Consider the following 25089-nt stretch of genomic DNA (forward strand, 5'->3'; position numbering starts at 1 on the left):
GGGGAGACATGGCAACCCGATTCATCGGAGGCGAGTCCGCGCACCGGTCCTTCTGGGGCGGGCGCAGCTCGAAGTCCCAGACCAGGGCCCTGCTCGTCTGCGCGGGCGTCACGGTCGTGTGGATGATGTTCGGCGGCGGCGCGATCGCGCTCACGGCCGGCGTGCTGGCCTCCCTCGTCGTGATCGTGGGCAACCTGAGCACGCACCGCGGCTCGGTGCTCGAGCGCAGGGAGAAGCGGTCCCGGTGGCGCCGCCGCCGCAAGGCCGGCTGGGACCGGTTCGTCCCCTACACGCCCGAGACGTGGGCCGCGGCGCAGGCCGAGGCAGCGGCGGCGAATGGCAAGCGGACCGCGGCCAGGGTCCTCGCCGCGGTCCGCTCCCGTCCGGACGGGGCGGACGGGATGGGATGGCTCGACTCCCGCACCGGGCACCCCGGGGTCGCCTGGCACTCCCCGGAGGGCGAGCAGGCGTATCTCTCGGTAGCGTTCGAGCTGGACGGGCAGCTGCGCGGGGCCGAGTCCCAGCGGGTGCAGAACTCCGCCCAGGCCGGCTTCGGATCTCTTCTGGCATCGTGCGCCCCCGCCGATTCGCTGGTGCGCGGGGTGCAGTCCCTGACCCGGGTGCTCCCTCCTGATCTGGCCCTGAACGAGCGGTGGGTGCAGGAGCACATGGCCGCGGACGCCCCCGACGAGGCCGTGGCCTCGTATCAGGAGGTCCTGGCCCGCACGGGCAAGGGGACGTTCGTCCAGAAGCACATCGCCGTCGGCCGCTGGCCCCTGACCGAGGAGTTCAAGTCCAAGGCCGCCCTCTACGGCCCGGGCCGGGACGGGTGGAGGGCTCTGATGGAGCAGGAGATCGCCAAGATCGCCGCCTCCTACCGTGCCGCGCGCTATGGGCGGGTCAAGCCGCTCACCGCCCGCGCTGTTGTGGCGATGATCCTGCACCAGCAGAACCCGTCGCGGCCCCCGCTGATGGTCGCCGACGTCGACCCGAGGCACATGGGCGTGCCGTCGTGGGACGAATGGAACGGGCACTGGTGCCAGGGCGTGGACCCGATCACCGGCACGGACGCGGTATGGGGGCACCGGACGGCTCGGATCTCTGCGGACAACGTCGAGACGGGGGAGAGGACCCCGTACTGGCTCCTGTCGCTGCTGCTGGCCGGCGGGGACGGGGCAAGGACGCTCTCGTTCCAGATCGAGGTAGTCCCGGCGCCCTCGGCCCGGCAGCTCGCGGCCAAGGACGTCGTGCGGGACACCGCCAGCGCGATGGCGAAGGCGAGGAAGGGGCAGCTGGTGGATGCCGAGACCGACGTCGCGCTCCGCGCAGCCAAGGCCCGCGCGGCGGACCTCGAGCCGGGCACGGGGGTCCACGGCAGCAACTGGGTCGGCTACATCACGGTCTCGGCCCAGACCCAGCGCGAGCTGACGAACGCGGCCGCTCGGCTCGAGCAGACCGCGAGCACCTCGGCCGGGATCCAGAAGCTCGAGTGGCTGGACACCTTCCAGTCCTCCGCATCGGGCACGACGTGGCCGATCTTCCGGGGCCTCGCCCCGGCCACCCCGACGATGGGGGCCCGGCTGCTGGGACGCCTGGCAGGCAAAGCCGATAAAGAGGAGAAGGTCGCATGAGCCGGACGGTCCAGGACGTCGCCGACGAGGCGATCCGCGAACCCGAATACGTCCCGGGCATCCCCGAAGCGGCGCAGGAGGTCGTGGTCGACGAAGCGGGAGCAAAGGGCTCCTGGGTCCGCCGCGTGCCGCTGCTGAAGGTCTTCGCGGCCCCCACCGAAGCCGAGATCGCCACCGCGAACGCCGGCGGCACCGAGGTGGGGGAGTGGAGCCCGTTCGAGGCGGAGGGATCCGGTCTGCGCACAGACCGGCGCGCAGCCCGGCGCGGGCTGTACGCGCCCATTGCTGTGGGCGCGCCGTCGACGACCCGGCAGGCGGAGATCCTCAACACGGCCCTGATCGCGGCCCCGACCGGGGTCGACGGCGTCGCTGCGGGCCGCGACGTGCTGTCCCAGACGGCGGTGTCCAAGGATCCCGTGACGGACTACAACGCGACCCCGCGAAGGGTGACCTCGACGAACGTGCTCGAGGTGGGCGACGTCGGCGCGGGCAAGTCCTCCTACACCAAGTGCGTGTACGTGCTGCGCCCGCTGATCCTGCGCAACCGCCGCGCGGTCGTGTTCGATAAGAAGAACGAGCGCGGGGAGGGCGAGTACGCCCCGATCGTGCGGTTCTACGGCGGCGAGCCGATCCGGTTCGCGCTCGACGGCTCCGGGGTGAAGCTGAACATCATGGACCCTGCGATCGCCGGGTCCAACGACACGGGCCACTCCAACACGCTCGTGTACCTGGCCACGATCCCGCCCCTGATGCGCAACGGGGCCCAGACCACCGCCCGTGAGCGCAAGGCCCTGCGCATGGCGTACCGGGCGATGATGCGCGACCTCGAGGGCGGGCGGACCCCCACGACGGCGGACCTGCACGACCGGCTCGGCCTCATCGACACCGCCGACCCCTCCCTGGCCGGGGTCATGGGCAGGGAGGTCGACCGGCTGCACGAGGCCGGGATGGAGATGCGGTACGTCTTCGACGAGCTCCTGGACACCTACGGGCCGATCTTCGAGGGCGAGACCTCCCCCGAGGTGAAGCTGAACGCGAGGCTGACCAGCTTCGACATCTCCCAGCTGCCCGACACCGGCCCTGGCATCCCGATGGTCATGGGCCTGGGGAACATGTGGCTGCTCGGGCGCGTGCGCCGGGACCGCGGCATCCGCACGAACGTGGTCATCGAGGAGGCCGGGCACATCCTGGGCACCGCAATGGCCGAGATGCAGCGCTCGAACATCAAGCTCTCCCGCGGCCTGGGCATCTCGAACATCTACAACATCCACAAGGGCAACACCGACGTGGCCCCGGGATCACCGGGCATGGCAGTGATCGAGGAGGCCCAGACTGTGCACGTCTTCCGCCAGACCCGCCCCGAGGCAGCCGAGTGGTGCGTGCGCACCTTCGGGCTCAACCCCGAAACCGGGCCGGAGATCATGACCCTGCCGAACGGGCACCACTTCTTCAAGGGCGCCGACCCGGCCGTGCCCGAGTTCGAGATCGAGCACATCCGCTCCTCCTGGGAGATCGCGATGACGGACACCGACTCGGCGCTGCGCGAGCTCGCCGAAGACCTCTACGCAAGCTGAACCACGAAACGAGCAGGGGGAACATCATGCCGGAACGGATCGAGGCCGCGCCGCACAAGGGAGGCGGCTCCTTCTGGGCCAAGGTCAGGATGTGGGCATGGGTCGCGGCCGTGGCCCTGCTCTGGCATGCCTCCCTGGCAGCGACGACCGGGCTGCCGTTCAGCCAGCCCCAGGCGACCTTGAACGCCCTCCTGTACGGCACGATCGGGATCCTGTTCCCGGTGGCGGGCAAGCCCGCCTCCCCCGTGGCCGTGAACGGCCACCCTGCCGGGGACTGGGGCTGGCCCGTGGCCGTGTTCGCCCTGCTCCTGGCGGCCCTGTACGGGGCGTACCTGGGCTGGATCATCCTCGCCAAGCGCCTCCGGGGCCGCAGCGCCAAGGGGGAGGGCGAGCACGGGCTCTCCACCGCCAAGCAGATGAACGAGCGCATCATCGGCGGCGAGGACCCGACCCTCGCCCCGGCCGCGTACCGGCAGGGCGGGGTTCCCATCGCGGTCCGGACCGAGGACACCGGGTGCACCATCGCACCGCCGAGGTGGGGCAAGACCGCGTTCATGGCAGCCGGCATGGTCGCCGACGCCCCCGGCGCCGTGATCACCACCAGCACCCGCCCCGACGTGCTGCGCGTCACCGCCGGGATCCGCTCCGCGATCGAAGGCGGCACGGTGTACGTGGCCGACTTCGACGGGCTCTCCCAGTGGCCCGAGAAGCTGCGCTGGGACATGGTGGCCGGGTGCGAGGACTCGCAGGTCGCCGAGGAGATGGCCGCAGCCATGGTCAACGCCAAGCCCGGCAAGGGCATGGGCGACATGGACGGCACGGAACGCTACTTCCGCACCGGGTGCATCACGATCCTTCAGGGCTTCCTGCACGCTGCCGCCCTCAAGGGCGGGTCGATGCGCGACGTCGTCGCGTGGAGCCAGAACTTCAGGGACAACGAGCCCGCGAACATCATCCGGGACAAGTCGCCCAACGTGCGCCCGTGGGCGGCCGCCCTGGACCAGTGGTGCCGCCAGGACAACCCCGACACCATCGGCAACACCCGCACAACGCTGGCCACCATCATCGCCCCGATGCTCAAGGAGGAAGTCCTCTCCCAGCTCTGCGCCGCCGAGGACGACCCCGGAATCGACATCGAGGCCTTCACCGACGCCCCGAACACGCTGTACTGCATCGTGCGCAAGTCGATGACCGCCTCGACGGCCCCGATCGCGACCGCGCTCGTCGAGCGGATCAACCAGCACGCGATCCGCCGCTCGGGCCGGACCCTCACCGGCCGGCTCGACACCCACCTGTCCGTGGTCCTGGACGAGGCCGCGAACACCTGCCCGCTGCCTTCGCTTCCGTCCCTGATGACCGAGGGCGGCGGCAACGGCATCCACACCCAGGCGTTCTTCCAGTCCCCGTCGCAGGTCGAGTCCCGGTGGGGGAACGAGGGCGAGGAGATCTTCGACGCGGCCGGGGCGAAGACCATCTTCGGCGGCATCAGCGACGAGAAGTTCCTCGAGAAGATCTCCGCCCTGATCGGCCAGCACTGGGTCGAGCACGTCTCGACCTCGAGCTCGCGCGGGAACGACGGCCTCCCCACGCTGAACACCACCGCCCAGATGCAGCTGGACCGGAAGATGCGGGTCGATGAGATCCGCAAGCTCCCGCGCGGGAAGGTGCTGCTCATGTACCGCGAGATCGAGGCCGTCGTCGACGTCGTGCCGTGGTGGGAGCGCCCGGACGCGGCCGACTTCCGCGCCTCGAGGGAATGGTGCCTCGAGCGCGAAGGCCTCACCCGTGCCGAGGCCGAAGAAGCCGCGGCCGCAGAGGACGAGGCCGAGCAGCTCGCCGGGGAAGCCGCGTGAGCGCCCCCGACGAATCCCCGCACGCGCCGCCCTCGGCTCCGGGCGCCGAGAGGGTACCGGAGATCCTGAACCGCCTCGGAGAGCTCGAGGAGCTCGCGCTGGGCCTGGCCGCGGAGCTGGCCGACTACCCGGCCGGCGGGCCGTGGCACTGGCGCGAGCTCGACGCAGCCCAGCGGGCCGAGCTGTGGGCGGAGCTGGACGACTTCGTCGCCTGGCTGCAGAACCGCATCCTCTCGCACTCCTCGAACCCGGACATGTGGATCGAGCCGTGCTGGTACCGGCACCCCGACGTCGTCGAGCAGCTCACCGCCGTCATGGTCGCCCACGCGGCCGCCTACCGCCCCAAGTCCCACAAGCCCTCCTTCGCCCCTGCCGACTGGTTCCACCGCGTGCTGTGGCCCACCATGGGCAAGATCGCCGAACGTGACACGTTCACGAATTGCCGCCAGCGCGACGGGCACCACGGGCCCGAGGGCACACGCAAGCTCACCGCCGGCTCGGCCGAGTTCGACGACTTCCTCCGCGATCAGCTCGAGGGACCCGGCACCGATGCGTAGATGGCTCTGGCTCCTCCTCATCCCCGCCCTGCCCGCGGCCCTGACCGTCGCCCTCGTCTCCGTCGGGCTCCTGTTTGGCGGCGGGACCCCGCCAGCCCAGGCCGCCTGCGGGGCCGCCGGGCCGGGCATCAAGGACGGCACCGTGCCCAACGGGTGGGGGCCCGCCGTCGCCCAGGCCGCCCAGGCCTCGGGGATCCCCGCGTCCGTCCTCGCCGCGCAGCTCGAGGCCGAGTCCGGGTGGAACCCTCGCGCAGCCAGCCCCGCCGGGGCGCGCGGGCTCGCGCAGTTCATGCCCGGCACATGGGAGGCCTACGGAGGCGGGAAGGACATCGAGGACCCGCTCGCGGCGATCGCCGCGCAGGGGAGGTACATGGGCGAGCTGTACCGGCAGGCCCAGGCCATCGCCGCGAAGTCCGGCACCGACCCGCTCGCCCTGGCACTGGCCGGCCACAACGCCGGCATCGGGGCCGTGCAGATCTTCCACGGCATCCCCCCGTACGCCGAGACCCAGGCCTACGTGTCCAAGATCCTCGCGAACTCCGCCAAGTACGCCGCCGCCCAGGGCGCCGCCTCGCCCTCGAGCTCCAGCGCCGCCCCGCCCGCGCAGGGCGCCTGCGCGCAGGCAGGGGCCGCCGGCGACGGCAACGACCTGCCGTGGGCGTGGGCCCCGGTCGGCGCGCCCTCCCCGCTGGGGATGTACTCCCGCGAGTGCGTGGACTTCGCGCTCTGGCGCGTGAACCAGGAGCTCGGCGGCAAGAACGGCGACTTCAAGGCCACCAACGCCACCTTCCGCGGCGACGGGCACCTCCTCGGATCGGCGAACACTCCGGCCACGGCCACGAGCCCCGCCTACTCGTGGCTGACCGGCTGGCAGGTCAAGGGCTGGCCCACCGGGAACACGCCCAAGCCCGGCGCCGTCGTCTACTACGCCCCCGGCGTCGGCGGCGCCGACTCCGTGTACGGGCACGTAGCCGTCGTCAAGGCCCTCAACGGAGACGGGACCTACGTCGAGGAAGGCTACAACGGCAACCCAGCCCCCGACGACCACAAGTACTACACGCGCACCGTCAAGGACACGGTCCCGAGCGCGTTCCTCTACGTGCCCCAGAAAGGCTGACCACCATGCCGCCGACAGCCCTCTTCACGAGCCGAATCGGAAGGTTCCTCAGCGTGCTCGTAGACCCCGAGCACCCCGACCATCCCCGACTCGAGAGGCAGTTCCCCATCTGGTTCGGAGCGGTCCTCCTGGCGCTGGGCGCCCTCGCGGTGATCTCGGCGCTCATGGGATGGGGCCCGAACCCGCACGTGCCTGTCGTCATGGACCCGATGTAGGAGAGACCGATGACTTCCTCTGCCCGCTCACTCCCGGCCCGACTGGCCGTCCTCGCCGCAGCGGCTACGGTCCTCGCCGGCTGCGCGGCCGCATCCCAGGCTTCCGACCCCGGCCCGATGCCGTCGGCCCCGCCCGCACCGACGTCGGCGGGCATGAGCCCCTCGTCGGCATCTGCGGCCGCGCCGACGCCCTCATCGACGCTGCCGCCGACGTGGGGGACCGGGCCGCAGGCCCCGGCCGATCCCAACGGGGCCCCCGCAGCCGCCGCGTGGTCGCCCCAGTCCCGCGCGGCCGCGACCACGGTCGCAGTGAAGTTCATGGGCTCCTACGCGCGCCCCGGCACACCGCAGCCGGCATGGTCGAACGCCCTCGGCCCCTATTCCTCGCTCGAGCTGCGCGGCATCCTCGCCGGCGTCGACACCGCCTACCTGACGACCGGCTCCCCGGCCCCGTCCGGCACGCTCCAGGCCAGCGACTCCGACCCCTACAACGCCGTCGTGCTCGTCGGGACCTCCGACGGGCCGTGGCAGCTGAGCGTGCACCGCCAGCCCGACGGCTCATGGCTCGTCACCGCGATCCAGCCGCCCGTCAAGCAAGGCCACTGACCCGGTCCAAGGGAAGGACAGAGGAAGATGATGACAGCACTGCCGGCAGTTCTCGGCCATCCGGAGATCGGCTACGCCACCGACTGGAACGCCGATGCCTGGGCGGGATGGTGGACCTGGGCCTCCATCGCGATGGCGGGCGTGATTGCGCTGCCGTGGATCGGAAGGGCACTCGGGCGCCGCCTCTATATCGAGGGACCGGAAGGCGTGGCATATCTCGTGGCGGCCGGCGGGTTCGTGTTCGTGATCGTGGCCTCGATGCAGATGTTCCGCCATGCCCCCTCCGGCGATGTCGTGTGGCAGCTCTTCTTCCTCTACGCCGGGTTCGCCCTGGCCCTGGCGATCAACATCGGCATCCTGACCGGAGAGCTGTACGGCTGGGCGCGCCGGCTGGCCGTCGGGATCCCGAGCGGCCTGCTCGGCGGGTTCCTGGTCTGCGGGGGCATCAACGAATGGGTGACCCGCTCGGCCGCTTCGCTTGGGATCACAGCCGGAGGCTTCCTGATCCTCGTCGCCGCCGTCGCCGCGATCGGAATCGGCTACGCATTCAGCAGACGATGAGACAGCCCGCCTCTGGCTCCTTCTGACCCCCGGGGCCGCAGACCGCATTGCCCATGCCTCCCCTGCGGCCCCGGGCCCAACCCCAGCTTCCTCGGAGGGAAGAAACGATGGAAACGCTCACGGACCGGGCCAGGCGGACGGCGCTGGAGATGCTCGACGATCTTCCGCGGCGTCGGGCGCATGTGGCCGGCGTCGCGGCCGCAGCCGCGGCCGCGGCGAAGGGATGCGGCCTGTCCCGCGAGGATGCCGACGCCCTTGTCGCCTCGGCCTGGCTGCACGACATCGGCTACGCCGCCGTGATCGCGCGCACGGGCTTCCACCCGGTCGACGGCGCCGCCCACGCGCAGACAGCCGGGTTCCCCGCCACGGTCGTGTCGCTCATCGCACACCACACGGGCGCACTGTTCGAGGCCGAAGAACGGGGCCTGGCCGCCGAGCTCGCCGCCTTCTCCCAGCCCGAGGACAGCCTGCTCGACCTGATCACCTACTCGGACCTGACCACCTCCCCGGCCGGCGAAGCCGTCGACGCCGTAGACCGGATAGCAGAGATCCTTTCCAGGTATCCGGAGGGCCACCCGGTGAACCGTGCCGTCACGCGCTCGGCCCCGCATCTGCTCGCTGCGGTCGAGCGGTTCGAGGACCGGCAGCACCGGCACGGGGCCGGAGGCCGGGCGTGAGCGGGATGACAGCGGCCCGGGCTCTGCGCGTGGCGCGGTTCCTCGCATGGTTCCTGTGGCCCGCCGCTGTGGTGGCGGCGGGCGGCACCGCCCTCGTGCTCGCGGCGTCGTACTGGCAGGACCATCGGGACCAGGCAGGGCTGGCGTTCGTGGGACTGGCGGCGTTCGCCGTCATGGCCGTCTTCGCGGTGTGGATGCTCGCGCACGTCGTCATCGCCCTCAGGATGCTCCGCAGGCGGCTCGGCTGGCACACCAAGGCCGAGAAGCACAAGGCCGCAGTCGCCGACGTATCGGGGCGGGATCGAACGGGCGATGACCCTGCGGGACCGGCTCGCGGACGGGGCCCAGCCCGTGCGGCTGAACACGTGGGACGTCATGCTCGAGCCCGACGAGGTGCTGCTGATGGAGGCGCCGATGCAGTAGGGGCGCTGGTACGGCACAGACGCGGTGTACACGCAGACGTCGACGGTCGCGTTCGGGCGGCCCTCGTTCGTCGTCGGGGCGATGATCGGCTCCGCGATCGGCAACGCCGTCAGCCGCTCCTCGGCGCTGGAGGCCGCACAGCCGATGTGGCGCGAGAACCAGACCGTGCGCACTCTCGTGACGGACCGGCGGATCATGTGCCGGACCGTCGGGGGCTGGCTCAGCTTCTGGTACCGGGGAGTGATCGCCTCGCATCCCGACCCGGCGGGATCGACGCTCATCCTCGAATTCCACGACGCCGAGCCGCTGCGCCTCCATGGCTACGACGGGGCAGGGCTGTGCGTGTTCGCGACGGCGACCCTGCACGGCCGCTCCACGCTCAGACACCACCCTGGACTGGCGTCCCTTGTAGCCTCGCAGGCGCACGCCCATCGGCTGGCAGATGGCTCTCTGCCGGAGAACGACGCCCGGCACCTCGCTGGTGCTGGGCGTCGGTGCGTCGCGGGGGAAGGGCTATCGCCCCATGCCGCGTGTGCGCCCCGGCGCCGCCGGTCCGTCGTAGCCGGTCGGGTCATCCTCGGGGTCGCGGGAGGCGCGGAGTCGTTCGAGCGCGTCGCGGACCTTCTTGGCGTTGTCGGCTCCGAGCATATGGTCGGCGGCCTGGGCGATCACGGCCTCGGCTGCGGGGCTGCCTTGGTCCGGGCGCTGGAGGTACTCGCGGGTGGCGGCGACGAACCGGGCGGGATCGCCGGTGCCGACAGCGAGGGCGACCTCGCGCTCGGTGCGTCCGTGCTCGGGGGCGGGGGCTCGGCGGAGGGCGGCGAGGTATTCACCCTCGGTTCGGCCGAAGTGTATATTGGGCCGTGAAGCAACAACTGGCCCTCTCTCCCGGCTGCGGTCGGATTCATGGGAGACAGCCGGTTGGACCCCCGGACTTGGCTGACGCCGATGGGGGTTGCTTCGTTTAACGGCCATGTCCGCCCCGTCGACGCGCAGCACCGTGGTCACGTCCTCCACGGGAGCGAACCACGCGCGGTCGTCGACCGCGAGACGGCGCCGCAGCGCCCAGGAGACCAGATCTGCCGTCCACAGCAGCGGTTCCTTGCCCGAGGACGTGTGATGCGTGGTCACCTCGCGCGGCAGCGACCCCGCAGCCCTGAGCGCTCTGACCGTGTCTTTGTCGTGGGCATCGCCCTTGGGGTAGTGCTCTCTGTTGCGTGATTCCATGACGAGGAGGCGGACCGCGTTGGGGCCCGTCCCGCGGGTGAGCTCGGAGGCGAGGGCGGTGAGGCATTCCTTCCGCGCCCGCTCGAGCGTGCGGTCGGAGCGGTCGATCGTTGCCTGGACAGTGACGATGTTGAACTCGACGGCCTGGCCGATGTACTTGATCATCTCGGCGATGAGCCGCTGGCCTGCGGGGCTCTTGTAGGCCTCGTAGGTGTGCCAGTAGCGCGACCCCGGGATGTCCATGAGCACATCGCGGACGATCGAGCCCTGCTCGCGATCGACGATAACACCGCTCATGAGGTAGAAGGGCCGCTCGCCGAGGTCGTTCGGGGTGCGCATGCTCTCGTCGATGAAGGCCACCGGGCCCGGGACCGTCCTGTACAGGGTCCGGAGCCTGTCATCCGTGAGCCCGAAACCGTGCATCCCCATCGCGTTTGCCCCCTCTTCTGCCGCCTGCTCCCGTCGAGTCTACGGGGATGGGTCGGCACGGGCGGGGCCGCACAGTGGGCCGGGCCGGGCTCTGAGAAGGGAGCCCCGCCCGGCGCTGCAGGGGCCTAGTGCCACTGCGACAAGAGGCGCACCAAGCCGAGGGCGAGCGAGAGCACGCTCACCCACAGCTGGAGCAGACGGATACGCTTCATCGCCCCTCCTTCCTTCCCAAGCGGAGCATGGAAGGCGCGGCCCATGCCCCTTGCTTGGCGGGCCGGGCGAGCATACGCTGAGACCTGTCGAGATGGTCAGCGCATGGTCGCCTGCCTTCCGCCGGGGTACCAGCCCCGAATTCTGAGGGTCCGTTGCCGCGGACCCTCAGCCATTTCAAGGCTGATGAATTCGAGGGTACCGCCCCTCCCCGCATTTCTGCAATGACAAATTGGCGACCCGGTCCCCGTGTCGCGCGTCCGGCTTGAGAGGCGGCGGCACGGCGGCCGACCAGCACGGGTCCGACTTGGCCAAAAACCCCGGAATCAAGCGGAAGTTCCGTGGTTCCAGTCAGGTCTGACAGCCACTCTTGTGGGGCACAGAGAGATCCGAACTCTCGATCGCAATGATTCAACGCCAATGTTAGAGACCCGCCTTAAAGGCCTACATCTTTACATCCGCATAGACACACACATTAAAAGCGACCATAGATTCACACGAGTCCAGTTATCCCACAGCGACATTCTCCACGAAAAAAGCTCTCCACTGGGAAAAGTTTCAGGTTATGGCATCGGAAAAGACTCCAGTACTCGTTAGCGGCATCTAGATTCACTGAGTGATTCGCCGTGGAACATCGCAGCGGCAACGAACATCTACAGGTGACAGCGGAAACTGAGCAGGAACGCGTACGCCACGCTCCAGCCGGCAAGTGGTTCGCCGCAGGACGAGCATTTCAGCGGGTCAGTGGCCGATGCCCGGGCCGCCGCGATCGCGGCGGCGGGTCTGATCGTCGAGGTCGCGAGCGGCCTCTTCTCCTGCCGCCTGTTCGGCGTCCCGCTTAGCTTTTATCTTCTCGAGGGCGGTCCTGACGGCTTCGCTGTGCTCTCCGGCGGCGTGTTCGGGGGCGTTGCGGGCCGGCGGACGCTGCGCGATGCGCTCCGCGCGGGCCTGCGGGGCGGAGAGGGGCGCGTCGGCGCTGCGCTCGGCGCGGAGCTCGTCGACGACTCCGCCAGGTTGGTGGCCTGGCTGCACCAAGGTCCGTCTCACGGTCGTCGAGTAGTCCGCCGAGTTACGCTGGCCGCACGCCACCAAGACTCGGGAGGGAACCGCGATGGGATTGCTTGACAGGCTGAAGGCGGCTGCAGCCCCGCTCGTCAAGGCGACAGCCCCCGCTCTTGGTCCGCATCAGGCCGCGGCCAGGCTGCCCGAGGCCCATCCCGGCACACGATGCCACGGCGGGGCCTATTTCGAGGAGACCACCGGGCGCATGCCCCTCGGTCGGGCCGAGGTCACCGTCTCCCTCGAGGTCAACGAGTCGTTCTCGCCGCCGCGGCTCACCGCCCCAGTCAAATGGAACGGGAAGCAGATCGGCTGGATGGACGGCCTCGACGAAGCCCCCTACGCCGCGCTCCTGCGCTGGCAGGGTGCGCGTGACCGTGTAGCGCTCGTGCTCGCGCGCGGCGCGCTCTGCGTACTCGTTCAGGTGCGCCTTCAGGTCAGAAGGCGGTTGAGGGCGGAGCGCACGAACATCGACGGAACACTCGCACCAAGGGCACACCAGCGGATAGCGAACCATGCCCGTTCGATCAGGGAAGCCGGTATCTCCGAATTGCTCGCGGAAACCGCCAGCATCGCTCGGACGGGCACAGTTCCACGCCCCGGCCAGGTGCCTGGCCCCCCCGCACCCCCCCTGCTACGGGGCTCGCAGGGGTCTCGCAGATTGGGCTCACATTGGAACTCGCATATTCTCAAAATGTTGGCACCTAATCACGCAGGTTAAGGGAGCAAGGAAGCGCCGGTGCTGTCGCCTAACCTCGTAGACTCCAAGGCGTGGACTACGACATTGACCCCTTCGCGGGCATCGAGGACGAAGCAGAGCTGAGTCCCAGTGAGACCCGAAAGACACTCTTCGTCAAGGCGAAGCTCGGATACGCGCGCATCGAAAAGGTGTTCGTCCAGTTGGACGACTACCCGCAGGGCGGCGATTCGCGCGGTTCGGTGCTCGGCCACCTTGTCACGGCCAAGAAGGCCCGCGCGCTGGACCTGCTGCTCACTGTGCACGCACTGGCTAACATCCTCGACGGAAGCCCCCTTCCCCTCGTGACGTGGGCAAAGCTTCTGAGCCCGGACGGCCAGGAGTGGAAGGTGCGGACGATATCGACCGCGTTCAGGGAGCTTCAGGAGATGGACCTCCTCGAGCTGTCGGGGTCCAAGCAGCAGCCCGTTGTCTTGCTCAAGCGTGAGGATGGCAGCGGAGAGCCGATGCCTGAACTCAAGAGCGAGAACGGGAGAGGCTTCTTTACAGTCCCGTTCGACTACTGGACCGACGGCGCTATCACCAAGCTGTCGCTTCCTGCCAAGGCCATGCTGCTGATCATCCTGAAGGAGACTCAGGATCCGAAGGGCAAGCTCACTTTCACCATGCCGGTCGCCCGTGCCAAGAATTGGTACGGCATTAGCGAGCGAAGTGCCGAACGGGGCTATCTGGAGTTGGTCAAGGAGGGCCTCATCAGCCAGAAGATCCAGAAGGTAAGCGATCCGCAGCACCCCGCCGGACGCCGTGAGATCGTCCATCGGGCACCAGTCGGCGTCTACTCCACCGCACATCGCGAGCGGCTTCGGCATCTGGCCGAGGCCGCCGCCGATGCAGCGAGCAAGGGCTCGTAGCCATGCCGGCCCCGTCTCATCGTCCCGGCCGCGCAGACTTCTCTCCGAGCCCAAGAGAGGGGGTGAGAGAGTTTTGGGCAAAGCAAACGCTGAGAAGCAGAAGGCCAGGCAACAGGTGACGATAAGCGTCCTCTACTACCTGGCCAAGGTGCTGATCGACCTGATGATCGAAAGCCTCTCCCAACACTAAGGAGACGCCTTGTGTATCGCCGCTCCACCGGCAATACACATCCACCATACGCGGACGAACGTCCGCGGAAAAGCTTGATTGCCGCTGGGCATCCCCTCTGAGTGAGCCCAGCGGCAATCAAGCCCAACAATCACGGGTGCGCCGAATCTGACCTCGGCGAGGTGGGGTGCGGTGCCCCTGAGACGAGCATCATCCGGGCGAGGACCATGAGGGCAGCGAACACCAGGTCCGGGAGCAGCTTCTCGCAGCCTCCATTTCTCCCGCCAAGTCCGCTGTCGGGCGAAGCGCGCGGCGCTGAGTCTGTACAGCTTGGGCACGGCTTCGAGGTCGGGTCGCGTGGCTGATCTCGGTGCTGTCGAGGATCTCGACGGTGTCGGGGCCACGCCTGCGTCCCGCGGCTTGGCCAGTGGGCCCAGCAGGTCCTGTGGGGTGTCGGCTTCCATGAAGCTAACCGCCGCAATGACGGAGCCCAGGCCAAGCACAGCCACTGAGAGGTTCGACTGACTGTGGCGAACCTGCTTACCGTGCCGCGGGATCAATAAGGTGGGCTCGTGCTCTATGACGTGTTCATCTCCCATGCGAGCGAGGACAAGAACGACTTCGTCCGCCCCTTGGCGAAGGCGCTTCAGGCCGAGAACGTCGAGGTCTGGTACGACGAGTTCTCGATGGTCGTCGGCGACAGCCTTCGCCAGTCGATCGACAAAGGTCTGGCCCAGTCCCGCTTCGGCATCGTGGTTCTGTCTCCGAGCTTCTTCTCCAAGGGCTGGACTGAATGGGAACTGAACGGACTGGTAGCCCGCCAGAACAGCGGGAAGGAGCGCGTCATCCTTCCGATATGGCACGACGTCACTAAAGATGATGTGCTGGCATACTCGCCCCCGCTCGCCGATATCAACGCGTTGAATAGCGCATCCTCGATCCCAGCCCTTGTGAGCGATCTCGTCCGCGTCATCCACCCAAAGGGTTCCACCTTGATCGAAGCACGCGACGAGCTGCTCGCGTGGGATCAGTCGGCGCCTGTCGTGACCGACGACTGGTGGTTGGACACCGTGGCATTCGCCGAGCGGAACGACATGGAGGGGACGTTCCAAGAGGCAATGGGGTGGGGCCGGTGGGGCTTCCCGCTTCCTCCGAAGTCGACGGAACCGTCGGCTCGCGGCCTACGTGTGGCTTGGGCGGCCATGCAGATGAAATGGATGGAAGACGCGGACGTCGACATGATTACCCAAGTCACCCCACCGAGCGAAGTACTCGCCTTCGTCGAAGCCCACCCCGCCCTACGTCATCTATGCCATTCGGACACCTTCTACCTCCGATATTTGCTTGCCTACGCGCCTCAGCTTGCTATCCGTGGCGTCGGCGGGGAGTTCGAGCAGGCCATCGAGAACTACTACGAATCGACGCGTCGTCCGAGTCGACACAATCCATGCACGGAGACATGCGCCGAGGACGTGGCCTTGCGCGGGGTCGTCGATGGGTGCGAGGCCGACTGGAGTCTCATAGCCTGCAACTTTGTCCAAGGCGACATTAATGGTCCTACTGTGAAAGCGTTCGAGAATTTCGACTACATCCCGTGGCTGCTTTCGGAAAAGAGTTCATGGGTTCCTAGCGAAACCCGCCGAGGGCTGCTTGCAGGGATGGCGGAATGGGCGATATGGCCGTGGATGACGTTGCGGATGCCACGAGTCGAAACCGACTTGGTCTTCGAAGACAAGGAGTTCACCGGTGCCTTGTGGGAGGCCCTTCATGCGGCATCGAGCACCGAATCTTTGAGGCTTGAGGGCGCCGCGCTCGAGGACCTCCGGGATCGAATCGCCATCTCCGTCAAGATCCTTATGCTTCCGGAAACGACCGACGAGCTGCTCGACACATTTCTGCGCTCGCCCATTCTCGACGGCTACTACAGCAAGCGCGATCGTACTGCAGCTTCGGCGACAGACAATGACGGCGACGACTAGTGCGATACGGCAGCCACGACGGTCTCGAATACGTACGCCCACCCCGACGCGATCACCGCTCGGCGGGCGCGGTTCTGCGAATTGAACATGAGGAGCCCTGCATGCCGAGCCAAGCGCTGTCGGGGCGCGGCGGCTCTGGCAGCCCGAGCTACTGTGCGTCCTCGAGCTCGCCCAGGAGCGACGCCGCGGTGCGCAGGGCAGCGGAGGCCGTCTCGAGCTGGGCCCTGAGCTCGCGCAGGACGCTCCGGGGCTCGGCAGCGGCCTTTGGGCCGATGAAGTGCCCACCTTGGGGGCCGCGGGTCGTGGTGATGGCCCCGGTGGCTTTCAGCGGCTCCAGGGCCTGCTGGACGGCGCCGGTGGAGGCGGCGAAGCGGCGGCGCAGCTCGCCCATGGTCGGCAGCCGGGCGCCCTCCTCGCCGTCGGCGATGAGCGCGGCGACGTGTCCGCGGATCTGCAGGCTCAGGGGAGCGTCTGTCGTCATGCCCCCAACATACTATTTAAGTACGACGGATTTAAATGGTGACGTAAGGTCTGTTATCGGCGCTTAACCAACGGGAGTTGCACTTGGTGCGAGAACTCCCGTCTGGTGTGGCTTAAGACACCGGTTTCCCGGAGGGTGAGAAACGGTGTTTCCGAAACTTTCCCTGTTCGTAGGGCTCCTTTCCTGGCGGGCGAAGCCCCGCAGCCTCGCCTCCTTGGAGAACAGCCAGCAACGCAGGACCTTCCTGCTCGGCGGATACGTCGGCCTCAATGCATGCGGTACAGAAGGGTTCATGCGGCGCAAGCCGGCAGCCCAGACGGTGGCCTACGTGAGGGTCAGCGCCCGGCACCTCGGCGTCGACCGCTCGACGCTGTACCACACAGAGCAGCCGGCGGGCTGAATCGTAGGCGTGCTCCCGAAGTGGAGGGTACCTAGGGGCACCTCGAGGCTGGGCCGGTCGATTTCGACCTCTGCGGCGGAGCACTCATGCTGTGGAGCGTGCCCCTTTCTCAGGCGTATTCGGTTCCGACCCAAGCCCTGCCTGACAGCTATGCGGCGATCGGCTTCCTGGGCGCGGTTGACGCCAGAGCTTAAGTGTCCTTGTCGTCTTCCGGGGGTCGTCTTTGGCTACGATTCAGGCGGCGACAACGAGCATCAGGATCGTCGGCCCATCGATGCCAGCCGCGGGATGTTTCACGAATTCAGAAGCCAACCCGAGAAGGCCGAGCCAATTGGAAGCAGACCCGCTGTGAACGACTCCCCTGCCCCCATCGACGGCTACGACGCCGTCCTGACCGACGTCGTCGAACTGCTCGAGCGGGCCAGGGCCGCGGCCGCGCGCAGCGTCAATGCGGTTATGACGGTCACCTACTGGCAGGTCGGCCGGCGCATCGTCGAGGACGAGCAGGCCGGCCAGGCCCGAGCGGCGTATGGCGAAGCGCTCCTGAAACGACTCGCAGCCGATCTGACCAAACGCTTCGGGCGCGGCTTCAGCCGCCAGAACCTCCAGCAGATGCGGCAGTTCTACCTCGCCTGGCCACCCGACCAGATTTGCCAGACGCCGTCTGGCAAATCCCTCGCGGCTCCCACCGACCCTGCCCGTACCCCTGGCGCCGGACCGGCGTTGACCCGCTCGAGAGACCTGCCCACGAACGGGTTCCCGCTGCCCTGGTCAGCGTACGTCCGGCTGCTGTCGGTGAAGGTTCCGGAGGCTCGCCGCTTCTACGAGACCGAGGCACTGCGCAACGGCTGGACCGTCCAACAGCTCGGCCGCCAGATCGACTCCATGTTCTACGAGCGCACGGCGCTCTCGAAGGACAAGGCCTCGATGCTCGAACGCGGCGCCGAGGCCACTCCGGCGAATCATGTCACCCCGGAAGACGCTATCAAAGAGCCGTTCGTGCTCGAGTTCCTCGGCCTGAAAGACGAGTACTCCGAGACCGACCTCGAGGACGCGCTCATCACACATCTGGCCGAGTTCCTCCTCGAGCTCGGCGACGACTTCGCCTTCCTCGCCCGCCAGCGCAGGCTTCGCCTCGATGACACCTGGTTCCGAGTCGACCTGGTCCTCTACCACCGGACGCTGCGCTGCCTGCTGCTCGTCGACCTCAAGATCGGACGCTTCTCCTATCAGGACGCCGGGCAGATGCACCTCTACCTGAACTACGCCCGCGAGAACTGGATGAAGCCCGGGGAGAACCCGCCCGTCGGGCTCATCCTGTGCGCCGACAAGGGCGCAGACGAGGCCCGGTACGCCCTCGACGGGCTCCCCAACCCCGTGCTCGCCTCCGAGTACAGGCTCGCTCTCCCCGACGAGGAAGCCCTCGAGCTCGAGCTGGCCCGTACTCGCCGCGAACTCGAAACCCATCACCGCGAGTACACCACAGACTTGGACCTCACGGAGGGCCGCCCCCGGTAGCCCGACGACAAGTCGGGCTCGAGCTGTGCCATGGTGCCAGCCTAGAGGCCAGAACCAGAGGACAGGCCCAATTGTCCAGATGGCGTCTGGACAATTGAAACGTCCACCGCGCCGTCGCCGATGACGGGCCGGCGAGGCGGATGCCATGTGGACACGTCCCGCGTAACACTGGGGACATGCAAAGGGTGGTGCTCCTCGGGGCAGGATTCTCACGGGCGATCAGCGATGAGATGCCCCTCATGAAAGAACTCGGCCCCATGGTATTGGAACGTCTCGGCCTCCACGACGAGACATTGAAGCCGTTCAACGACGATGTCGAAGCTTGGCTGGGTCACCTCGGAGGTGACGAACCGTGGCTGGAGGACAGCGAAAATCTCCGTAATCGTGCACAGTTCGTCGATGCCGTCCGGGCGATCCACGACATCATCTCCGGCGCTCAGGACCGGGCATGTGCGACCACTCCGGTCTGGCTCCAACGGCTGGTAGAGGAGTGGACGCAGGAGCAGGCGCTGATCCTGACGTTCAACTACGACACTCTCCTTGAACTCGCCTTTGCAAGGGCCGGCAAGGTCCGCACGGAAGGCGAGCTGTACCGCATAGCCCTGGATCAGCGGAAGTCGCTCAATCCGCCCTTGTACCCCTCGGGCGGGGACACGACGTGGCCTTCCGCGACCCTGCTGAAGCTGCACGGATCGATCAACTGGCTTCACAGCGGCGAAGATGCACCGCCCACTGAACGGTTCGTCCTGCGAGAACAGCACATTTCCGCCCGCCTCTATGAGGACCTCACCCCGTTCGTCGTCCCGCCCGCCACCAGCAAAAGCCACTACTACAACCGCACGCCTTTGAGGGTCCAGTGGCGGCGGGCTGCCTTTGCACTTCGCGAGGCAACCGCCATCGACGTCATCGGCTATTCGTTCCCGCACAGCGGCGCTGGCACCAGAACGTTCCTGGCGACCTGTGCCTCCACCTCTGCCGACGTAACGCTGGTGGATCCGGCCGAGGAAGCCCGAAGCAGGCTTCCAGACGTGCTTCCCAGTTCTGGCGAAGGACGCTGGTTCAAAAGTGTGGCCGACTTCGTCGACGCAACCTGCGGAGACCTTGTGACTGGTTGGTGCGAGAACGACGGCGAAGATCCGGGGCTTTATCGCGATGTGAACGGTGAGAAGTCCAAGGAACCCCTCCCCGATGGCGGCCTGAAGACCGGTCTCGCTGAATGGCTTCGGAGGGACTACCCAGACGCGAGCCCGAGAGAAATCACACTTTCCGCCAGCCACATTCGAGCTTTGCAGCTCTACGGCCGGAGGGCCCCAGACACCATCCCCCGCTAGACGCGCGGAGCCGCTCCCCCAGGGGTCTCATGAATCGATCCTCTGCTGGGACGCCACTCCATACCTCGAACTGCCATTTGGAGGGCAGTCTTTGTGGATTGATCGCTATGTGGCGGCGCACTGTGTTAGCTGCTGGTGGCCCATAATTCCCTTTGGCCGATCCCTCGTCGGAACTGCTATCCGTTCAGCCGAGGAGCTGGTGCTCGTAGGCGAATGCGACGAGCTGGAGGCGGGTGGCGCCGTGGGAGGGCATGATTGCTTGGTGACCTCTGATGTTTCGGTTGTCTTCGTTCATGGGCTCTTTGGTCCGCTCGACGATCCCGCTGCGTTCCGCCGGCTGAGCCCGGCCGTATGTTCGGCCCCCGACCTTTGCGGCTACGGTCGACTTATCGGCGAACCAGTCTCTCTGAGCGGGCAAGTGGAAGCGCTTCGATCCAACATACGCGACCTCCACCCCGGGCAACGAGTGCACCTTGTCGGGCACTCCATCGGAGCCGTGTACGCATTCGCCCTGGCAGACGAATCCCCTGAACTTGTGCAGACGATCACGACGGTCGAGGGCAACTTCACGCTCGCCGACGCTTTCTGGTCGCGAACGATCGCCGCTCTGGAAGAAGACCAGGCGCAAGCTGAGATTGAAAAGCGATTGACTGCACCTGAGGAGTTCCTGGCCGCCGATGGCATTACCGCCACCCCGGCGATTCTTGCCAAGGCAGAGCAGGCTCTCGCCTACCAGCCCTGGCGGACCGTGTGGGAGTCGGCAGCGGCAATCGTCGAGACCACAGCTGCTCCTGAGTATGAAGCCATGCTGAGAAGAGTGTTCGATCACCACAGGGTTCACCTTGTGGCAGGTGAGCGGAGCGTGAGCGGCTGGGACGTTCCGGCTTGGGCGCGAGCCGGCGCGGCGTCATGGACGGTGATTCCGGGCGTGGGGCACATGATGATGCTGGAAGATCCCGAAGCTTTCGGCAACGTGCTCAACCAGCAATTTGCGACCGCATGAACCAGCCCTAAGAGTCCACCGCCACGCGTGTTCGTCTCGGGATCGTCGAGACGAACTCCACAGTGGCCGAGCCGTTCTGGAGCGCGCTCGGGTACCCCCGACGAGCACAAGCCTTACCAGTACGACAAGCTGACCAGCACGGTCCTACTCTGGGAACGGCAAGTCCGGTGTCAGCGCTCTTGAGGAATGGCGCTCTTTCGCTCTTGAGGAAGTGAGCAGCCGTTTGGTTTCAGTCTGACGTGTTCTCTGCCCTGACTGAAGGCAGGGTTTCGATTTCTGTGTTGCGCAGCCGGTAGGAGGAGCCCTTGAGGGTGACGACCTCGGCGTGGTGGACGATCCTGTCGATCATCGCGGCGACGACCTGGTCGCCGAAGACGTCGCCCCACCGGGCGAAGGGCAGGTTGCTGGTCAGGATCAGCGAGGAGTGCTCGTAGCGGGAGGAGACGAGCTGGAAGAACAGGTTTGCCGCGTCCTGCTCGAAGGGGATGTAGCCTACCTCGTCCACCACGATCAGCCCGTAGCGGCGCAGCTTGGCCAGCTCCGCGTTGAGCCTGCCCGCGGCGTGGGCTCCCTGCAGGCGGGTGACCCACTCGGTCGCGGTGGCGAACAGGACCCTGTGGCCGAGGTAGGCGGCGCGGATCCCGAGGGCGATCGCGAGGGTCTTCCCGGTCCCCGGGGGCCCGAGGAGCACCACGTTCTCCGCCTCTGAGAGGAACCCTCCTCCGGCCAGGTGAAGGATGGCGTCGCGCCTGAGCGCGGGCTGGTGGTCGAAGACGTAGTCCTCGATCGTCTTGCGGGCGGGGAACCCGGCGGCGCGGATCCGCAGCTCGGAGCCGGAGGCCTCGCGGGCGGCGACCTCCCGGTCCAGGACCGCGGCGAGGTACTCCTCGTGCGTCCAGCCGGCGTCGCGGGCCTGGTCTGCCAGCCGGGCCGCGGCCTCCTGGATCCGGGGGGCCTTCAGCGCTCTGGCGAGGTGGTCGATGCGCTTGATCGCCTCGGTGCTCACGGGATCGGCTCCTCGTCGATCGCGATGCCGAAGAAGGCATCGTACTCGGCCAGGTCGCGCAGGATGCCGGCGTCCTCGATGGCCCTGGGCCGGGGCTGCTGGAACGCCGTGCGCAGCCGAGCCGCGCTGCGGACATGCTCGGGGTCGGTGACGCGCCCGTTCCGGCCCCAGCTGCGCCGGTGGTCGGCGACGGGCATCCCGTCGAGCTGCGCCCGGACGCGGTCGAGGTCCGCGTGGACCTCGACGAGCCGGTCGATCGCGATCGGGTCGATGGAGTAGTCGTTGCCCAGCACGGTCGTGTAGTAGTCCCGGGCGACGCGGATGCGCTGGCGGAACCCCACCGGCGGGTCCAGTGCCGGGAGCGGGAGCATCGAGCGCCGGTCGAGCTCGAGCAGGTCGGCCGGGCGCGCGCCCAAGGCCCGGACCGTGCGCTGGTTCGCCCGCACCAGCCATTCGCCCAGCTGGGCGTTGAAGTCCTCCGGCCCCTGGAACCGGCGCCCGGGCAGGAACGAGGTCTCCAGGAACCGGTTCGCCCGCTCGACGATGCCCTTGGACTCCGGGTCGAACGGCTTCAGCTGCACGATCCTGGTCGCCAGGCTCCCGCAGAAGCCGGCCACCCCCTCGGCGAGGATGTTCCGGCGCCCGATCCCGGCCTCATTGTCCCAGACCAGCCGCCGGGGCACCGCGCCGAGCTGGCCCGAGAGCAGAGACCACATCCCGGCCAGCAGGTCCGGGGTTCTGCGGGTGGGCAGCATTCTGGCGGTGATGAACCGCGAGTACGAGGCCACGACCACCAGGACCGGGAACGAGTCCCATTCCCCCGTCCCCGGAGGGCACCCGGTGCGGCGGGAACCACAGGTCGCACTGGGCTTCCGGAACCAGGACTCCGAGCCCGGCCAGCCCAGCCGCTCGGCGATCACCGAGGCCGGCATCGAGGGGAACTCGCCCAGGATCGCCCGCACCCGGGCCTCGTACCCATCGAACGCCGACGGCCGCGGAGGCTGCCGGTACACCGGCGGTCCCTCCGATCTCAGGGCGCGGGCGACGGTGTTCCTCGACAGGCCCAGCTGCCTTGCGATCTGAGCCTGCGGCACCCCCTCCGCCAGATGGAGCTGCCGGATCAGAGCCCAATCCTCCACAGTGATCACCCGTCCAATCGTGGATCGAGGTGCTCAATTCCTCAGGAGCGATCCTGCTCAATTCCTCACGAGCGCCGACATCCGGACCTCATCCTGCCACCTGACGGTGTGGGCCATGCTGGGCTGGGGTCGCTGCCGGTGAACGCGACCCATTCCTTGCTGAGCTGGGACGGTTCAACGTGGGACTGCAACCTGCGGTCGAGTCCCGACAGCGCTCGGCACCCCCGAATCTATCCGGGCGCTAGGCCGGACCACACAAAGCCAATGACGGATGCTGCGGCATCCGGGCGGTCATGAGTGAGGCGATTCCGTGGACAGCTGCGAAGGCGATCATCGCGAGCTCGACGGGGTCTCCGGACCGTACAAATCCTACGGCTTGCGCTGCGGAAATCATCGCGACCAAGTCGTCAATCTCGGCGTGGCTCACCGCTCGCAGCGCTTGCTTGCCTCGACGTCGTGCCTGGCCGCGAACATGACCGCGAGGATCTGCGGGTGTGCGACGGAGAAACCGACGTACGCGTCTCCCGCGGCCCGCAGTCCCCGCTCGAACGGCGTGTCCGAGCGCAGGGCCTCCCGACCGCTGCGTTGGGGCGGAGTCGCCTCGTGCGAACGCGCGGTGGGTTTGCGCAGCCATTGTCCGTAGCCCCACGTGAAGCGCTCCACCGGAAGGCGGAACGCCACCCTGGGCCCCGTGTCTTGCGTGGCCTGCACTTCGGCGCGTTAAGCAAGCAGCAGGCCTCCGGACGGAATCTCGGGCTGGCGGGCCGCATGGGTGGGTCTTGTGGTCGCCGAAGAGCGGATTCACGTCCTCCGGTGTAGCTATCGGGTTTCCAGAGCGAGGCGGCCAGCCAGCATCACATAGGTCGCTGCAAAAGTCCGGCGCAGCCATGTCATGACTTTCGGGCGGCTCACCACTTGGCTGCGCATCACTGCCGCGAAGAGTCCGTAGAGGGCGAACACGACGAAAGTCACCCCCATAAATACCATGCTCAGCCAGACCATCTTCAATGTGCTGTCTGGGCCACCGACCGGCACGAATTGAGGGAGGAAGGCGAAGAAGAAGATTGTGAGCTTTGGGTTGAGCAGATTGATGAGCACCGCAGTCCTGATGACTTGCCAGAATGGGACCTGGACGGTGGCGGCCTCGATCTCGATCACCGTCTCGTCACGGAGAGTCTGCCAGGCGAGGAAGAGCAGGTAGGCGACGCCGACCAACTTGATGGTCTGGAACGCCACCGCGGAAGCATTCAGGACTGCTGCAAGGCCGGTGATCGCAGCGACCATGTGGGGAATTACGCCGAGGGTGCATCCAAACGCAGCGACAGCACCTGCCTTGGCGCCGCGGGACAGGCCGGCGGCGATCGAGTACACGGCACCAGTGCCTGGGGTCGCAACCACAACAATGGTGGTCAGGAAGAACGCGATGCTCATACTCAGCCTCCAAGGCCATTAGTCCGCAGATCTCCGCCTACGCAGTCAGACAGACATCTCCACCCGGCGATCGGCACGGATGACGAATCGCGGCGATCACAGATCGATCCTGGATCCTATCCCTCGGCGTCTCTTGGGCCGCCGGCGTCGCTGCCGCCCGCGCCGATGGCCGATTGCGAATCGGATTCGATGTCGATGCCCTCGACCTCTTGCCAATCCTACAACCTAGGACCTAGGTTCTAGGCAATGCATCGGGAATCTCTCGATGTCGACGATCCTGGGCGGGGCCCCACGAGGCGCCCCGCCCAGAGATTTCCGCCCGCGCCGCCGAGACCGATCATCCGGACGGCTTGGGATTCTTTCTGGCCGTTCCTGCCCACGAGGCCGGTCCGGCAGGGCACGCGATCGGAGATCGGAATCCCAATCCCCCTGAGAGGAACTGACTGAATGGAACACAACAGGCGCAACGTCTTGCGGCTGATTGCAGGTGCCGCGATGGCGCCCCTGGCGGTGCAGGCGGCAATATCGCCCGCCTCGGCTGAATCTTCGAACACTGGACTCGCCCAGCGCGATGACAAGTCGGTAGTCACGCTGGTCAGCGGAGGCAAGGCGCTGGCCGTCGTCGTCGTCGCGAACGATGCAGATACGGTCACCCGGGCGGCTGCGGCCGACCTGGTCCGGGTCATCGGGATCGCCACCGGCGTCCAGCTGCCGCAGTCGGACTACTCGCAGGCCAAATCAGCCTTCCCGGGCATGGTGCCCATCAACGTCGGACCCGTTCCGGAGAACACCGAAACGCCATTGGTCAAGCAGCTCGACCAGGAGGGCTTCGTCATCCACGTGTGGCCGGACGCGGTGAACATCGTCGGGGCAACCTCTGCCGGG

General features: G+C 67.5%; 22 protein-coding genes and 1 pseudogene. 16 read left to right on the forward strand and 7 right to left on the reverse strand.

What is annotated here, in order from left to right:
- Positions 1 to 8: 8 nt before the first annotated feature.
- The 9 genes from SPF06_RS19745 (at position 9) to SPF06_RS19785 (ending at position 8791) form a co-directional block, all read left to right on the forward strand.
- Positions 9 to 1631: an SCO6880 family protein gene (locus SPF06_RS19745; RefSeq protein WP_323280869.1), complete on the forward strand. Its 1623-nt coding sequence runs from the start codon at positions 9 to 11 to the stop codon at positions 1629 to 1631.
- Positions 1628 to 3205 (forward strand): ATP/GTP-binding protein, encoded by a 1578-nt coding sequence (locus SPF06_RS19750; RefSeq protein WP_323280870.1) that lies wholly within the window; start codon positions 1628 to 1630, stop codon positions 3203 to 3205. The genes SPF06_RS19745 and SPF06_RS19750 overlap by 4 nt, the downstream gene beginning before the upstream one ends.
- A 26-nt stretch (positions 3206 to 3231) precedes the next feature.
- The gene (locus SPF06_RS19755; RefSeq protein WP_323280871.1) at positions 3232 to 5058 is read left to right on the forward strand and encodes a type IV secretory system conjugative DNA transfer family protein; all 1827 of its coding nucleotides are present in this window, start codon (positions 3232 to 3234) and stop codon (positions 5056 to 5058) included.
- On the forward strand, positions 5055 to 5615 hold the full coding sequence (locus SPF06_RS19760; protein ID WP_323280872.1) for a hypothetical protein: 561 nt from the start codon (positions 5055 to 5057) through the stop codon (positions 5613 to 5615). The genes SPF06_RS19755 and SPF06_RS19760 overlap by 4 nt, the downstream gene beginning before the upstream one ends.
- Entirely contained in the window at positions 5608 to 6732 is a 1125-nt protein-coding gene (locus tag SPF06_RS19765; protein WP_323280873.1) for a transglycosylase SLT domain-containing protein, read from the forward strand. Before SPF06_RS19760 ends, SPF06_RS19765 begins: the two co-directional genes overlap by 8 nt.
- Before the next feature lie 5 nt (positions 6733 to 6737).
- Positions 6738 to 6947 (forward strand): DUF3592 domain-containing protein, encoded by a 210-nt coding sequence (locus SPF06_RS19770; protein WP_323280874.1) that lies wholly within the window; start codon positions 6738 to 6740, stop codon positions 6945 to 6947.
- 9 nt (positions 6948 to 6956) lie between these two features.
- Positions 6957 to 7553 (forward strand): hypothetical protein, encoded by a 597-nt coding sequence (locus tag SPF06_RS19775; RefSeq protein ID WP_323280875.1) that lies wholly within the window; start codon positions 6957 to 6959, stop codon positions 7551 to 7553.
- 27 nt (positions 7554 to 7580) lie between these two features.
- Complete coding sequence (locus SPF06_RS19780) at positions 7581 to 8114, forward strand: hypothetical protein (protein ID WP_323280876.1); 534 nt, start codon at positions 7581 to 7583, stop codon at positions 8112 to 8114.
- A 107-nt stretch (positions 8115 to 8221) separates the two neighbouring features.
- Positions 8222 to 8791 carry an HD domain-containing protein gene (locus SPF06_RS19785; RefSeq protein ID WP_323280877.1) on the forward strand — a complete coding sequence of 190 codons (570 nt, stop codon included), beginning with the start codon at positions 8222 to 8224 and terminating at the stop codon, positions 8789 to 8791.
- Between the two features lie 936 nt (positions 8792 to 9727).
- Here SPF06_RS19785 and SPF06_RS19790 read toward each other — a convergent pair.
- Positions 9728 to 10870 carry a DUF3800 domain-containing protein gene (locus SPF06_RS19790; RefSeq protein ID WP_323280878.1) on the reverse strand — a complete coding sequence of 381 codons (1143 nt, stop codon included), beginning with the start codon at positions 10868 to 10870 and terminating at the stop codon, positions 9728 to 9730.
- Positions 10871 to 11821: 951 nt separating this feature from the next.
- Positions 11822 to 12127, reverse strand: a complete 306-nt coding sequence (locus SPF06_RS19795; RefSeq protein ID WP_323280879.1) for a hypothetical protein — start codon at positions 12125 to 12127, stop codon at positions 11822 to 11824.
- A gap of 783 nt (positions 12128 to 12910) precedes the next feature.
- Here SPF06_RS19795 and SPF06_RS19800 point away from each other — a divergent pair.
- Positions 12911 to 13747, forward strand: a complete 837-nt coding sequence (locus tag SPF06_RS19800; RefSeq protein WP_323280880.1) for a hypothetical protein — start codon at positions 12911 to 12913, stop codon at positions 13745 to 13747.
- A 741-nt stretch (positions 13748 to 14488) separates the two neighbouring features.
- Complete coding sequence (locus tag SPF06_RS19805) at positions 14489 to 15895, forward strand: toll/interleukin-1 receptor domain-containing protein (RefSeq protein ID WP_323280881.1); 1407 nt, start codon at positions 14489 to 14491, stop codon at positions 15893 to 15895.
- A 148-nt stretch (positions 15896 to 16043) separates the two neighbouring features.
- Here the strand turns inward: SPF06_RS19805 and SPF06_RS19810 are convergent, their stop codons facing one another.
- Complete coding sequence (locus SPF06_RS19810; RefSeq protein WP_323280882.1) at positions 16044 to 16376, reverse strand: helix-turn-helix domain-containing protein; 333 nt, start codon at positions 16374 to 16376, stop codon at positions 16044 to 16046.
- Positions 16377 to 16590: 214 nt separating this feature from the next.
- Between SPF06_RS19810 and SPF06_RS19815 the strand changes: the two genes are divergently transcribed.
- From SPF06_RS19815 to SPF06_RS19830, 4 genes are all read left to right on the forward strand, one after another.
- Positions 16591 to 16776 (forward strand): hypothetical protein, encoded by a 186-nt coding sequence (locus SPF06_RS19815; RefSeq protein ID WP_323280883.1) that lies wholly within the window; start codon positions 16591 to 16593, stop codon positions 16774 to 16776.
- Positions 16777 to 17124: 348 nt separating this feature from the next.
- Entirely contained in the window at positions 17125 to 18294 is a 1170-nt protein-coding gene (locus SPF06_RS19820) for a PDDEXK nuclease domain-containing protein (RefSeq protein WP_323280884.1), read from the forward strand.
- A gap of 239 nt (positions 18295 to 18533) precedes the next feature.
- Positions 18534 to 19625: an SIR2 family protein gene (locus tag SPF06_RS19825; RefSeq protein ID WP_323280885.1), complete on the forward strand. Its 1092-nt coding sequence runs from the start codon at positions 18534 to 18536 to the stop codon at positions 19623 to 19625.
- Positions 19626 to 19887: 262 nt separating this feature from the next.
- Positions 19888 to 20628: an alpha/beta fold hydrolase gene (locus SPF06_RS19830; RefSeq protein WP_323280886.1), complete on the forward strand. Its 741-nt coding sequence runs from the start codon at positions 19888 to 19890 to the stop codon at positions 20626 to 20628.
- Positions 20629 to 20857: 229 nt separating this feature from the next.
- Here the strand turns inward: SPF06_RS19830 and istB are convergent, their stop codons facing one another.
- The 4 genes and pseudogenes from istB to SPF06_RS19850 form a co-directional block, all read right to left on the reverse strand.
- Positions 20858 to 21634, reverse strand: a complete 777-nt coding sequence (gene istB, locus SPF06_RS19835) for an IS21-like element helper ATPase IstB (RefSeq protein WP_323280887.1) — start codon at positions 21632 to 21634, stop codon at positions 20858 to 20860.
- Positions 21631 to 22773 (reverse strand): annotated as a pseudogene (locus SPF06_RS19840) (IS21/IS408/IS1162 family transposase). Before SPF06_RS19840 ends, istB begins: the two are co-directional and overlap by 4 nt.
- A gap of 423 nt (positions 22774 to 23196) precedes the next feature.
- On the reverse strand, positions 23197 to 23454 hold the full coding sequence (locus SPF06_RS19845; RefSeq protein WP_323280888.1) for a hypothetical protein: 258 nt from the start codon (positions 23452 to 23454) through the stop codon (positions 23197 to 23199).
- Between the two features lie 138 nt (positions 23455 to 23592).
- A complete protein-coding gene (locus SPF06_RS19850; protein WP_323280889.1) occupies positions 23593 to 24204 on the reverse strand; it encodes a LysE family translocator in 612 nt (203 codons plus the stop codon).
- A 447-nt stretch (positions 24205 to 24651) separates the two neighbouring features.
- Here SPF06_RS19850 and SPF06_RS19855 point away from each other — a divergent pair.
- On the forward strand, positions 24652 to 25089 hold a 438-nt coding region (locus tag SPF06_RS19855; protein WP_323280890.1), incomplete at its 3' end, for a hypothetical protein.

It is taken from the genome of Sinomonas terricola, from assembly GCF_034931225.1.
Taxonomy (GTDB): Bacteria; Actinomycetota; Actinomycetes; order Actinomycetales; family Micrococcaceae; genus Sinomonas; species Sinomonas terricola.